This is a genomic window from Duganella sp. CT11-25 (assembly GCF_047302815.1).
GTDB lineage: Bacteria > Pseudomonadota > Gammaproteobacteria > Burkholderiales > Burkholderiaceae_D > Rugamonas.
This window is the reverse complement of sequence record NZ_JBKBFD010000001.1, coordinates 5575726-5588854: the sequence shown is the minus strand read 5'-3', so window position 1 is coordinate 5588854 and position 13129 is coordinate 5575726. Positions and strand designations below refer to the sequence as shown.

Here is a 13129-nt window from a genome sequence, read left to right as displayed (position 1 = left end):
CCACATGCCACCGACCATCCGCCCAGTCCGCACCCTCCTCGTTTCCTCCCTCGCCTTCTCCATCGTTTTCCCGCTGTCGCTGCCAGCCTACGCCAAGACGCCGGTCGCCACCGGCACCGGCGGCGCGGTCGCGACCATCAGCGAGCCGGCCTCGAAAGCCGCTCTGGCCATCCTCGACAAGGGCGGCAACGCCATCGACGCGGCCGTCGCGGCGGCGGCCACGCTGGGCGTGACCGATCCGTTCAGCTGCGGCATCGGCGGCGGCGGCTTCATGGTGATCTACCTGGCCAAGGACAAGCGCGTGATCACCATCGATCACCGCGAGACGGCGCCGGCCAGCTTCACGCCGACCGTGTTCCAGGAAAACGGCAAGCCCATGGATTTCGACCAGGTCCTCGCCAGCGGCAGGTCGGTCGGCGTGCCGGGCACGGTGCGCGGCTGGCACGAGGCGTTGGAGCGCTACGGCTCGATGTCGTTCAAGCAGGTGCTGGCGCCGGCGATCACGGTCGCCAGCGAGGGCTTCAAGGTCAACGACAACTTCACGCACCTGGTCGAAGGCAACGTCGGCAAGTTCAGCATGTTCCCCGCCACCGCCGCGCTGTACCTGAGGAACGGCAAGGCGATCCCGGCTGGCAGTACGCTGCGCAATCCCGACCTGGCCAAGTCCTACCGGGCGTTGGCGGCCGGCGGCATCAAGGTATTCTATGAAGGCAGGATGGCGCGCGCCATCGTCGACGCGGTGCAGGCCCACGCCGGCCGGATGACGCTGGCCGACCTGTCCAACTATGAAGCGCGCCTGCGCCAGCCTGTGCGCAGCACCTACCGCGGCTACGATCTTTACGGCATGCCGTTGCCGAGCAGCGGCGGCGTCGCCGTGGCCGAAGCGCTGAATATCCTGGAAGGCTACGACCTCAAGTCCATGCCGCGCGACAAGGCCGAGCACCTGTACCTGGAAGCGAGCCGCCTGGCCTTCGCCGACCGCAACGCCTACCTGGCCGATCCGGAATTCGTCGACGCCCCCGTCGCCGGCCTGCTCAGCAAGGACTACGCCGCGCGCCGCCGCGAGTTGATCAATCCTGCCCAGGCCAGCGTGCAGGCGCCGGCCGGCGATCCGTATCCGTTCCAGAACGACGCCAGCGTGCCGCTGCGGCCCAACGCCAACAAGCTGCTGGCCGAAGGCGCGCACACCACGCACCTGACGGTGTCTGACAAGGACGGCAACATCGTCTCCTACACCTACACCATCGAATCGTGGGGCGGCAGCGGCATCGTGGTGCCGGGCTACGGCTTCCTGCTGAACAACGAGATGACCGATTTCGATTTCTCCGGCCCGCATCCGAACGTGCCGGAGGCGGGCAAGCGGCCGCGCAGCAGCATGTCGCCGACGCTGGCCTTCAAGGACGGCAAGCCGGCGTTCTCGATCGGCAGCCCCGGCGGCGCCACCATCATCACCACCGTGCTGCAGACGATCGTCAACTACGTCGACCTCGGCATGAGCATGCCGGACGCCGTCAACGCCCCGCGCCTGTCGGAGCGCAACGGCATGGCGACCGATGTCGAGCCCGGCTTCCCGGGCAGCGCGCAGGCGAAAGCGCTGGAGAAAACCGGCCAGCACTGGGACCGGACGCCGGAAGAAATCGGCGCCGCCAACGCGCTGGTGTTCAATCCCGACGGCACCGTCACCGCGGTCAGCGAAGGCCGCCGCCACGGCGCCGGCAGCGCGCTGGTGCAAAAGCCGGCGCACTAAGGTCTGATTAAGAATTTGATCACACACTGCCATCTCCAACCACGAGGGAGATCACAATGAAAAACTGGGTGCGCGCCAACAAGGGCTTTCTGATGTTCCTGATGCTGTTCGGCATCTTCCGCACCGCCGTCGCCGACTGGAATCCGATTCCGTCGGCGTCGATGCACCCCAACCTGCTGGAAGGCGACGTGGTGTTCGTCAACCGCCTGGCCTACAACGTCAAGCTGCCGCTGACCGACATCGTGCTCGGCCGGACCGGCGAACCGCAGCGCGGCGACATCGTCACCTTTTCCTCGCCGCTCAACGGCACGCGCCTGATCAAGCGCGTGATCGCGCTGCCGGGCGACCGCGTCGAGATGCGCAACGAGCAGCTCATCATCAACGGCCGGCAGGCAGGCTACGCCGCCATCGGCCACACCACCGAAACCATCAAGGGCGTGGGCGACATCGCCGCCGTGCGCGTCGGCGAATCGCTGGGCGACCGCACCCACGCGATCCAGTTCCTGCCGCAGATACAGGCGCGCCGCAACTTCGATCCGCTCACGGTGCCGCCCGGCCAGTACATGATGCTGGGCGATAACCGCGACAACAGCGAGGATTCGCGCTACATCGGCCTGGTGCCGCGCGCGCTGCTGATCGGCCGCGCCGAGCGCGTGCTGGCCTCGGCCGATATCACCGGCAACTGGGCGCCGCGCACCGAGCGCTTCGGCATGAGCCTCTATCCCCGATAACCCCCGGCGGCGCCGGCGATGCTATGATAGCTAGTAAATTTAATAACATTGCCGGCGCCAACCATGATCACATTCCAGGGTCTGTCCAAAGTCTACGGCGGCTTTAACGCCGTCAAGCCGCTGACGCTGTCGGTGCAGCGCGGCGAAGTGTTCGGCTTCCTCGGCCCCAACGGCGCCGGCAAGACCACCACCATCCGCATGATGATGGGCATCCTGGTGCCCAGCGCCGGCCGCGTGCTGATCGACGGCCTCGATTGCCACGCCGAGCCGGCCGAGGTCAAGCGCCGCGTCGGCTACCTGCCCGACACGCCCATCTTCTACGACTACCTGCGCGGCCGCGAGATCCTGCAATTCGTCGCCGAGATGCACGGCTATCCGCGCGCCGAGGCGACCGAACGCGGCGCCCGCCTGCTGGCCGAGTTCGGCCTGCAGGAAGCCGCCGAGGATTATGCGGTCAACTACTCGCTGGGCATGAAGAAGCGCCTCGGCCTGGCCTGCGCGCTGATCCACGAGCCGGCGGTGCTGATCCTCGACGAACCGATCAACGGCCTCGATCCGCGCGCCTCGCGCGAGGTGCAGGAACGCCTGCTGGCGGCGGCCGCGCGCGGCGTCACCATCTTCGTCTCCACCCATTTGCTGGACATGGCGGAAAAGCTGTGCGACCGCGTCGGCATCATCCACCACGGCCAGCTGGTCGCCACCGGCACGCTGGACCAGCTGCGCGCCGACGCCTCCGCCAGCGGTTCGCTGGAGGACGTGTTCCTCAAGATCACCAGCGAAGCCGACGCCGAGACCGTGCAATGATGCAGCAGCCGACAGCGGCCCGCGCCATCTGGCTGATGACCAGCATGCGCCTGCGGCGCCAGCGCAATATGCTGGCCAACCAGCTGTTCCGCGGCTTCAAGAAAAAGAAGGCCCGCGACGGCATCGCCGGCAAGCGCGGCAGCCTGTGGATACTGACGCTGGTGATGACGCTGTTCATGTCCTTTTCGGTCGCCAGCCTGTCGAACGGCGTGGTGCTCAATATGCAGTGCCAGCTCGATCAGGCCAGCGAATGCCGGTCGCTCGACAAGCAGGGCGAGACGCGCGTCGATCTCGGCACGGCGGCCGACGAACTGGCGACGGCGCCTTTCGCGCCGGCGCTGGTGCGCGGCCTGACGATGGAAGTATCGATCCTGTTCTTCATCGCGGTGCTGCTGCCGCTGGGCAGCAAGGAACTGGCGCAGCCGGACTGGGACCTGGAATGGCTGGTGACGATGCCGGTGCGGCGCACGACGCTGGTATGGGGGCGCGTGCTCGAGCGCAGCGCCAGCAATATCAGCGGCATGTTCGCGCTGGTCCCCGCCTACGGCCTGATCGCCTGGCATTCCGGCTTCGCCTGGAGCGCGCTGCCGATCGCGCTGCTGGCCACGGCCGTGCTGCTGCCGCTGGCCGCGCTGCTGCACACGCTGACCGACACCGGCCTGCGCATGTGGCTGCCGGCCTCGCAGCTGCGCAACCTGCAGGCGGTCACCGGCTTGTTCAACCTGCCGCTGATCTACTTCGTCATGGCGCTCGGCATGCCGCAGGCCAGCAGCTTCGCGATGGAATGGGCGCGCGGCTTTCCGGCCTGGGCCAGCTGGACGCCGCCCGGCCTGGCGCTGCAGGCGATCCAGGCGCAGGGCCTGCAACAGCTGTCGTTGAAGGCCGGCCTGCTGCTGGCACAGACCGCACTGCTGCTGTGGGGCGGCATCGCGCTGCTGCGCTACCAGCTACGCAACGGCGTGGTGGGCTCCAGCGCGCGCGAGAGCGGGCGGCGCAAGCTGCCGGCCGGCGCCGCGGCCGGCGGCGGCCGGCTGTCATCATGGCTGTCGCCCGTCAAGCGCCGCGAGCTGCGGCTGCTGAGCCGCGACCGCAACTTCCTGTTCCAGACGCTGCTGCTACCGGTGATTATCGTCGGCAGCCAGATGGTCTTCAACGGCAAGCTGAATAGCCTGGCGGAGCTGGGCGAGCATCACGCGGTGGCCGCCGCCATCGCCTTCGGCATCGGCGTCTACGTGCTGATGCTGTCGGCCTTCCAGACGCTGAACAACGAAGGCCAGGTCCTGTGGCTGCTGTACACCGTGCCGCGCTCGATCGAAAGCGTGTTGAAGGAAAAGGCGCAGCTGTGGGGCGTGCTGACCATGGTCTATCCGCTGATCGTGATCGGCATCAGCGCCTGGTACACCGTGCACTTCGACTGGAGCATGCTGGTGCTGGTGTCGATCGTCGCCGCCGGCATACCGATCTACTCGATGATCGCGGTCTCGCTCGGGGTATTCGCCTGCGATCCGCTGGCGGTCGAGGCGCGCGGCCGCGTGCGGCCAACCTACATCTATCTCTACATGCTGCTGGCCAGCTTCTACACCTGGTCGATCTACAGCAATGCGTGGCCGCAGAAAGTGGTCGTCATGGTGCTGACCTCGTCGCTGGCGCTAGCGCTGTGGCAGAAGGCGCGCGACGCCCTGCCCTACCTGCTCGACCCCGCGGCCGCGCCGCCACCGCGTGTCTCCACCTCGGACGGCCTGATCGCCGCCACCGCCTTCTTCATCCTGCAGGGGATCGCGATACTGGTGTTCAGCGACGACCCGAAGAAGGTCGACGTGCCGGCGGTGACCGTCGCCTTCGGCGTCGCCGGCCTGCTGGTGTATGGCCTGATGCGGCTGGTCTACTGGCGCGGCAAGACCGCCGGCGTGCCGGCCATCCTGCGCGGCGTCGACATCAAGCTGTCGCTGCGCGCCGCCGCGCCGGCGGCAGCCGTCGCCTGCGCCGCGGGGCTGGCCTACCTGACCGCCATCCAGCACACGACCTTGTGGGCCGAGATCACCAAATCGGCAACGGCGGCGATGGACCAGCGCGGCTGGGTAGTCGTGCTGGCGGTCGTGGCCGCGCCATTGTGCGAAGAGTTTATTTTCCGGGGCTTGATCTACGGCGGGCTGCGGCGCTCGATGTCCGCCGCGCCGGCCATGCTGGCCAGCGCCGCGATCTTCGCGGTGATCCATCCACCGCTATCGATGCTGCCGGTGTTCGTGCTCGGCTTGTGCACCGCATGGACCTATGAACGCAGCAAGACCTTGCTGGCGCCCATGCTGGTCCACGCCATCTACAACGCCTCGGTGATGAGCATACAGTTCTGGAGGTAGGCCAGCGCGGCGCCACGGCGGCGGCACCGCCTACCGCGTCGCGCTGGAGTTCGGGTATCCTTCCTATCGCCCCTGATCGGAAACCAGCCTATGCAAATGACACCAACGCGGCGCGTCGTGCTGCTCGCCTACGACGACATGAACCTGCTGGACCTGTCCGGCCCCTTGCAGGCGCTGGCGACCGCCAGCAAGCGTCACGCCGGCACCGGCCCGCCGCTGTACGACACCATCGTCGCTTCCGCCGACGGCGGCTTGATCACCACCAGCGCCGGCCTGTCCGTCATGACCGTCGCCATCTCCACGCTGGAGAGCTTCGCCATCGACACGCTGATCGCGCCGGGCGGCTGCAAGGGCCAGGAGTATTACGCGCCGCCGGCACTGGTCAACTGGATCGTGCGGCAGGCGCCCAAGGTACGACGCCTGTGTTCCGTCTGCACCGGCGCCTTCCTGCTGGCGGCCGCCGGGCAACTGGAGGGCAAGCGCGCAGCCACCCACTGGGAATGGGTGGAACGCCTGCAGCAAAAGCATCCCGGCATCGATATCGATGCCGATAAAATTTTCATCAAGGATGGTTCGGTATGGACCTCGGCCGGCGTCAGCGCCGGCATCGACCTGACGCTGGCCCTGATCGAGGAGGACTACGGCCACCACGTCGCCATCGAAACGGCGCGCCAGCTGGTGATGTTCATCAAGCGCACCGGCGGCCAGTCGCAGTTCAGCGTGCCGCTGGCGGCGCAAACGCACGAAGGTGGACGCTTCGACGATCTGCACGCATGGGTTGCCGCCCGCCTGCATGAAAACCTGACGGTGGAAAGACTGGCCGAACAAGCCGGCATGACGCCGCGCACCTTCGCCCGCAGCTATGCCGCCCAGTTGGGACGCACGCCGGGCAAGATGGTGGAAGCGATGCGGCTGGAGGCCGCCTGCAGGGCGCTGGAGAAAACCACGCTGCCGCTGAAAACCGTCGCGGCCAGCATGGGATATGTGGAAGAGCAGAATCTGCGGCGCGTGTTCCAGCGCCAGCTGGGCGTCAGTCCCGGCCAGTACCGCAGCCGGTTCTCCAGCCACGGCGCCGGCGCGGAACCGGGTCAGTCCTTGTAGCGCACTTCCGCCAGCGCGAAGCCGCCGCCGTGATAGGTGACGGCGGCGTTGCGGTCGGGGTAAGCACCGGTGTCCGGGAACTTGCCGGCGAATTGCGCCGAGCTGTCCTTCGGATTGAAGCCCAGGTGCGACGCCTTGCGGTTGTCCCACCACTTGGCCTCGTTGTTCGACGCGCCGAACAGGATCGTAAAGCCGACGCGCTGGGCGAACAGCGAGCAGCGCAGCGCCTCGACCAGGTCGTCGTAGCTGAGCCAGGTCACCATCATGCGCGGGTCGACCGGTTCCGGGAACGACGAACCGATGCGCAGGCAAACCGTCTCCAGGCCGGTGCGGTCGTAGTAATAGCTGGCCAGCTGCTCGCCGAAGCATTTGCTGACGCCGTAGAAGCTGTCCGGGCGCGTGCGGGCGTCCGCGTCGATGTAGTCGGTGTTGCGGTAGAAGCCGACGGTATGATTCGAGCTGGCGAAGATCACGCGCTTGACGCCGTGCTTGTGCGCCGCCTCATACAGATTGGCCGTGCCCACGATGTTGGCGGAGACGATGTTCTCGAAGGTGTTCTCGGTCGAGATGCCGCCGAAGTGCAGCACCGCTTCCACGCCTTCCAGCAGCTGCATCACCGCCGCCTTGTCGGACAGGTCGCACTGGACGATCTCCTCGCCCTCGCGCGCCTCGCCCATGTCGGCGATATCGGACAGCACCACCACATCGGCCCACGGCTTGATGCGGTCGCGCAGAATTTTACCCAGGCCGCCGGCGGCGCCGGTCAGCAGCAATCGTTTGAATGGTTTGGTCATGATCGTTGGTCTCTTTGTTATCAGGTCACCGGGGCCGGGTTGAACAGCACCAGTGCGTTATGCAGTTTCCATTTCTCGGCCCAGGTCTTGCGTCCGCTGGCGACGTCCAGCAGCAGCTGGAACATCTCCCAGCCGACATCGGCGATGGTGGCTTCGCCGCTGGCGATACGGCCGGCGTTGATGTCCATCAGGTCGTGCCAGCGGACGGCCAGGTCGTTGCGGGTCGCGACTTTAATCACCGGCACTTCGGCCAGGCCGTATGGCGTGCCGCGGCCGGTGGTGAAGATGTGCAGGTTCATGCCGGCCGCCACCTGCAGCGTGCCGCAAATGAAATCGCTGGCCGGGGTGGCGGCGTAGATCAGGCCCTTCTGCGTCAGCTTGTCGCCCGGCGACAGCACGCCGGAGATCGGGCTGCTGCCCGACTTGACGATCGAGCCCATGGCCTTCTCGACGATGTTCGACAGGCCGCCCTTCTTGTTGCCGGGCGTGGTGTTGGCGCTGCGGTCGACGCCGCCGCGCGTCAGGTAATTGTCGTACCACGCCATCTCGCGGATCATGGCCTCGGCCACTTCCGGCGTCGACGCGCGGGAGGTCAGCTGGTCGATACCGTCGCGCACTTCGGTCACTTCCGAGAACATCACGGTGGCGCCGGCGCGCACCAGCAGGTCGGTGGCATAGCCCACGGCCGGATTGGCGGTCACGCCGGAGAAGGCGTCGCTGCCGCCGCACTGCACGCCGACCACCAGCTCGGAGGCCGGCACGGTTTCGCGGCGGCGCTTGTCCAGTGCGATCAGGTTGGTCTCGGCCTGCTTCATGATCGATTCGATCATCGACATGAAGCCGACGTGCTGCGCGTCCTGCAGGCAGACCAGCGCGGGATCGGCGCCGCCGTTGTTCTGGATCGGGATCGAGCCCTTCGGGAACAGGCGCGTCGGCTGCAGCTTCTCGCAACCGAGGCTGACCGTCATGGCCTGGCCGCCGAAGTTGGGATTGAGGGCGATGTTGCGCACCGTGCGGATCGGGATGTTGGCGCCGGGCGCGTCGATCGCCACGCCGCAGCCATAGGTGTGCTCAAGGCAGACCACGTCGTCGACGTTCGGATACTTGGGCAGCAGTTCCTTCTTGATGCGGTCGACCGCGAACTCCACCACGCCCGACACGCACTGCACGGTGGTGGTGATGGCCAGGATGTTGCGGGTGCCGACGCTGCCGTCCGGATTGCGGAAGCCTTCGAAGGTATAGCCTTCCAGCGGTTCGGACGGCGGCGGCTTGACGGTGGATATCGGCAGGTTGACCAGCTCGCGCGCGGCCGGCATCTCGACATTCTGTTCGTTGACCCAGCTGCCGGCGGCGATGTCGCGCGCGGCAAAGCCGATGGTGACGTTGTAGCGGGTGACCGGGGCGCCCTTGGCCAGGTCGCCCAGCGCCACCTTGTGGCCTTGCGGGACCGCTTCCAATAGCGCCAGGCCGTTTTCGAAGACGGCGCCGGCGGGCAATCCGCCATCGTTGACGACGATCGCGACGTTATCGTTATCGTGCATGAGGATGTAGCGCGGTGTGTTGGCGCTGGTCGGTGTCGTCATCTGAATTCCTTTTCCGGGCAAAGATCCCGGCAAACGTTGTTTTTCGCGTTGTTTTTTTGTACTGCAAAGCGGTCAGGCCACTTTCTTTTGCGGCCGGCCGGTTTCTTTGTGGCCTACACGCCACAGCCTGTATACTTGCTGCTTGCCCGCTGTTTACCAGGAAACAGCCCTGAAAACACGGGCCCCGGAAGGCTGCCAGACGATTTTAGTATGACAGCTAAAGATTAATTTGGCTAGTCCACATTGCTTATTTGGTCTGACCACCTTAGAATGGCCTGACCAGATGGCGATATCAAAGCCACCACAAGAATACGAGACATCATGCTGAAAAAGACTTCCGCCCCTGCTGACGGCAATGCCCACGAACCGCGCTTGTACCGCGTCGTGGCCGACCGCATCCAGGAGCTGATCCGCGACGAGCACATCGCCGCCGGCGAGCGCCTGCCGTCCGAGCGCGACCTGGCGACCAAGCTCAGCGTCAGCCGCGCCTCGCTGCGCGAAGCGCTGATCGCGCTGGAGCTGGGCGGCGTGATCGAAGTGCGCGGCGGTTCCGGCGTGTATGTCAGCGAACTGCCCGAGCCGGCCGCGGCGGACCTGCCGGAAGCCGGACCGGGACCGTTTGAAGTGCTGTCCGCGCGCCGCCTGATCGAATCCGAAATCGCCGCCATCGCCGCCCGCGTCGCCACCGACAGCGCCATCGACGCCATCATGCAGGCGGTGGTCGAGATGGAACAGAATCACGCCAATTATTCAAGCAACGAGCAGGCCGACCGCAACTTCCACCTGGCCATCGCGCGCGCCACCGGCAACAGCGCGCTGGTCGGATCGCTGAACTACCTGTGGGACCAGCGCGGCCGCCTGTGGCACAAACTGAAAGAACACTTCCAGACCGAGGAACTGCGTCAGGAAACGCTGAAGGACCACCGCCGCATCCTGGAGGCGATCGCCGCCCACGATCCGGCCGGCGCGCGCAAAGCCATGCGCGCCCACCTGGAACGCGTGACCCGCACCTTCTCGCGAGGATAAGCAACAAGCAGCACCCATAAAAAAGATAAGCAGTATGAAGTGCCGCAGGACCTGCCTCGAAGCCGGTCCGCGAATAAAGCAATCAAGTTATTGACCGTCTGCGACCTCGGGCTGTGCGTGCACAGGCCCCTCGTCTCAGCGGCACGGAGTACGCGAGGTGCTCCACTCACGTCCAGCGCTGTTCCAGCGCGGCGTATAACTTTATTCAAAAAGACGAAGGAGACAAGCATGATCAAGTCCGAGCATTCGGTCCAAAACCGTTCCGCCCAACCAAAGCTGCTGCTGTCGGCCATCACGCTGGCCGTGATGACGCTGGCCAACCAGGCGGCCGCACAACAGGCCGAGGAAGCCCCGATGACCCGCATCGAGGTGACCGGCTCCAGCATCAAACGCCTGGCCAATGAAGCCTCGCTGCCGGTCAGCACCCTGAAAGCGGAAGACCTGGTCAAGCAAGGCATGACCACGCTGGCCGACGTCATGATGGCGCTGCCGCAATCGGCCTCGCTGGCGCCGTCGAATGCCGGCTCGGGCACCAACATCAATCTGCGCGGCCTGGGCGTGAACCGCACCCTGGTCCTGCTGAACGGCCGCCGCCTGGCGAACGAGGCGATCGCCGACGGCTACGCCAACCTGGACACCATTCCAATGAGCGCCCTGGCGCGCGTCGAGATCCTGCGCGATGGCGCATCCTCGATCTACGGCTCCGACGCCATCGGCGGCGTGGTCAACTTCATCACCAAGACGTCCTTCGAAGGCCTGCAGATGACCGCACAAGCGGTGCAGCCCGAGAAAAAGGGCGGCGGCGACGAACAACGCCTGAGCGCCACCTGGGGCAAGGGCAACCTGGAACGCGACGGCTGGAGCTTCTACGCCACCGTCGATGCGCACCAGCGCACGCGCCTGGCCTCGGCCGACCGCGCCTACCTGAGCTCCGCCGAACTGCTGACCAGCATCGGCCGTCCGCCGACGCTGGGCACCGGCGGCAACGCCACCCCGGCCAACTTCACCACCTCGACCAACAAGACCGCGCAGAACCCGTATGCGGCCAGCGGCTGCCTGGCGCCCTACTCGATCGTCGGCCAGAAGGGCACCTGCGTACTGGACGCGAACGAATACGGCACCGCGCTGTACGCCAACCAGCAGGTCACCTTCTACGCCCGCGGCTCCAAGAAGGTGAACGAAGACCACGTCATCACCGTCGACTACGCGCGTGGCGAGGAATTCATCAAGGGCACCAAGAACCCGACCAACGCGCTGGCTGTCAAAGGCGTCGCCCCTACCCTGCCGTCGACCAGCAAATGGTATCCGGGCGGTAGCGGCGGCGTGCCGGCGGTGGCGGGCCTGAACAACGCACCGCTGATCCTGACCTGGGCGGTGGCCGACCTCGGCCTGGCCACCACCAAGGACGTGCAGCTGAACCAGCGTCTCGCCATCAGCGCCGAAGGCGTGCTGGGAAGCTGGGACTATAAGGCAGGCCTGGTGGCCGGCATCTCCGAGCGCGACAACTACTACGACTCGGGCTACGTCACCGGCCAAGGCCTGCTGGACGGCCTGAAAAACGGCAAGCTGAATCCATTCGGCCTGCAAGACGCCGACGGCAAGGCTTACCTGCAATCGATCGGCGTCGACGGCGCCAAGAACCGCACCTCGAAATCGACCTACACCGGTATCGACGTCACGGCCAGCCGTTCGTTGATGGATCTGGAAGGCGGCGCGCTGGCACTGGCGGTCGGCGCCGACTTCCACCGCGACACCACGGAAGACACCAAGCTGGCGATCAGCGGCGACGTCACCTACGCCAACTCCAGCCCATCGCACGGCGAAGGCGCGCGCAACGTGGCCGCGCTGTTCGCCGAGCTGAACGTGCCAATCACCAAAAAGCTGGAACTGAACCTGGCCGTGCGTGACGACCATTTCAGCGACTTCGGCAACACCATCAATCCGAAGGTCAGCTTCCGCTGGGAGCCGACCAAGCAGCTGATGTTCCGCGGCTCGGCCAACACCGGCTTCCGCGCACCGACGCTGTTCGACCGCTACGGCTACCGCCTGCCGGGCGCCACCACCACCACCGCCGCCAAGTGGGACGATCCGGTACTTTGCCCTGGCGGTACGCCAGGCGTGGCCGGCACCGGCACCGCGCTGCCAGGCTATGTCGCTTCGACCGTCTGCAACACCACGCTGCCGAAGCAGACCGGTTCCAACGCCAGCCTGACCCCGGAAAAGTCGAAGGGCTTCACCTTCGGTACCGTGATCGAGCCGGTCAAGAACGCGATGATCTCGCTGGACTACTGGAACATCCGCATGACCAACATGCTGGCGAACCTGCCGGAGCAGGTCTACTTCCTCGATCCGGTGAAATACGCCTCGTACTTCGTGCGCAACGCCGACGGCACCATCAACTACATCAACAACACCACGATGAACCTGGGTGGCCAGAAAGCGGCCGGCGTCGACGTATCGGGTTCGTATGCCTTCCCGCGCACTTCCTACGGCGACTTCAAGGTATCGATCGACGGCACCTACCTGACCCAGTTCGACAACCAGCTGTATGACGGCAGCCCGTTCGTCTCGAACATCGGCCAGTTCGGCCTGGCCAGCAACGGCACCACCAGCAGCTTCCCGATCATCACCTACCGTTGGAAGCACACGGCGAAGATCAACTGGGCACAGGGCAACTGGAACATGCAGCTGACCCAGAACTACAACTCCAAGTACACCGACCAGAACCTGGTGGCCAAGCAGTACTGGCGCAACATCAACTCGTACAAGGTATGGAACTGGACCACGACGTACAACGGTTTCAAGAACATGCAGATCACCGCTGGCGTGACCAACCTGTTCAACGTCAACCCGCCTGTCACCAACAGCAGCCTGTATAGCTTTGGTTACCTGAGCAGCGCAGCCAGCGCCATCGGCCGCGCCTACAACGTGCGTGCCACCTACACCTTCCAGTGATAGCAAGGGTGCATAAACTGAGTTACTCCGC

Annotated in this window: 9 protein-coding genes; 7 read left to right on the top strand and 2 right to left on the bottom strand. The window is 65.6% G+C overall.

The window, feature by feature from the left end:
• Positions 1–4 precede the first annotated feature (4 nt).
• The 5 genes from ggt to ACEN9F_RS24145 all read left to right on the top strand — a co-directional run bounded on the left by ggt (position 5) and on the right by ACEN9F_RS24145 (position 6740).
• Positions 5–1747 (top strand): gamma-glutamyltransferase, encoded by a 1743-nt coding sequence (gene ggt / locus ACEN9F_RS24165; RefSeq protein WP_413424083.1) that lies wholly within the window; start codon positions 5–7, stop codon positions 1745–1747.
• Between the two features lie 56 nt (positions 1748–1803).
• Entirely contained in the window at positions 1804–2478 is a 675-nt protein-coding gene (lepB, locus tag ACEN9F_RS24160; RefSeq protein WP_413424081.1) for a signal peptidase I, read from the top strand.
• A gap of 63 nt (positions 2479–2541) precedes the next feature.
• The gene (locus ACEN9F_RS24155) at positions 2542–3282 is read left to right on the top strand and encodes an ABC transporter ATP-binding protein (RefSeq protein ID WP_413424079.1); all 741 of its coding nucleotides are present in this window, start codon (positions 2542–2544) and stop codon (positions 3280–3282) included.
• On the top strand, positions 3279–5639 hold the full coding sequence (locus ACEN9F_RS24150) for a CPBP family intramembrane glutamic endopeptidase (protein ID WP_413424077.1): 2361 nt from the start codon (positions 3279–3281) through the stop codon (positions 5637–5639). Before ACEN9F_RS24155 ends, ACEN9F_RS24150 begins: the two co-directional genes overlap by 4 nt.
• 90 nt (positions 5640–5729) lie before the next feature.
• On the top strand, positions 5730–6740 hold the full coding sequence (locus tag ACEN9F_RS24145) for a GlxA family transcriptional regulator (RefSeq protein WP_413424075.1): 1011 nt from the start codon (positions 5730–5732) through the stop codon (positions 6738–6740).
• Here the strand turns inward: ACEN9F_RS24145 and ACEN9F_RS24140 are convergent.
• The gene (locus tag ACEN9F_RS24140) at positions 6728–7534 is read right to left on the bottom strand and encodes an NAD-dependent epimerase/dehydratase family protein (protein ID WP_413424073.1); all 807 of its coding nucleotides are present in this window, start codon (positions 7532–7534) and stop codon (positions 6728–6730) included. The genes ACEN9F_RS24145 and ACEN9F_RS24140 overlap by 13 nt on opposite strands.
• A gap of 20 nt (positions 7535–7554) precedes the next feature.
• Positions 7555–9117 (bottom strand): galactarate dehydratase, encoded by a 1563-nt coding sequence (gene garD, locus ACEN9F_RS24135; RefSeq protein WP_413424071.1) that lies wholly within the window; start codon positions 9115–9117, stop codon positions 7555–7557.
• A gap of 321 nt (positions 9118–9438) precedes the next feature.
• On the opposite strand from garD, the gene ACEN9F_RS24130 reads away from it, so the two are divergent.
• Both ACEN9F_RS24130 and ACEN9F_RS24125 read left to right on the top strand, forming a co-directional pair.
• A complete protein-coding gene (locus ACEN9F_RS24130) occupies positions 9439–10143 on the top strand; it encodes a FadR/GntR family transcriptional regulator (RefSeq protein WP_413424069.1) in 705 nt (234 codons plus the stop codon).
• Between the two features lie 228 nt (positions 10144–10371).
• Positions 10372–13098, top strand: a complete 2727-nt coding sequence (locus ACEN9F_RS24125; RefSeq protein WP_413424067.1) for a TonB-dependent receptor plug domain-containing protein — start codon at positions 10372–10374, stop codon at positions 13096–13098.
• Positions 13099–13129: the final 31 nt, after the last annotated feature.

Bases quoted from the DNA above. Each gene is read 5' to 3' on its own strand.
- ggt (WP_413424083.1), top strand. From the start codon at position 5: ATGCCACCGACCATCCGCCCAGTCCGCACCCTCCTCGTTTCCTCCCTC.
- lepB (WP_413424081.1), top strand. From the start codon at position 1,804: ATGAAAAACTGGGTGCGCGCCAACAAGGGCTTTCTGATGTTCCTGATG.
- ACEN9F_RS24155 (WP_413424079.1), top strand. From the start codon at position 2,542: ATGATCACATTCCAGGGTCTGTCCAAAGTCTACGGCGGCTTTAACGCC.
- ACEN9F_RS24150 (WP_413424077.1), top strand. From the start codon at position 3,279: ATGATGCAGCAGCCGACAGCGGCCCGCGCCATCTGGCTGATGACCAGC.
- ACEN9F_RS24145 (WP_413424075.1), top strand. From the start codon at position 5,730: ATGCAAATGACACCAACGCGGCGCGTCGTGCTGCTCGCCTACGACGAC.
- ACEN9F_RS24140 (WP_413424073.1), bottom strand. From the start codon at position 7,534: ATGACCAAACCATTCAAACGATTGCTGCTGACCGGCGCCGCCGGCGGC.
- garD (WP_413424071.1), bottom strand. From the start codon at position 9,117: ATGACGACACCGACCAGCGCCAACACACCGCGCTACATCCTCATGCAC.
- ACEN9F_RS24130 (WP_413424069.1), top strand. From the start codon at position 9,439: ATGCTGAAAAAGACTTCCGCCCCTGCTGACGGCAATGCCCACGAACCG.
- ACEN9F_RS24125 (WP_413424067.1), top strand. From the start codon at position 10,372: ATGATCAAGTCCGAGCATTCGGTCCAAAACCGTTCCGCCCAACCAAAG.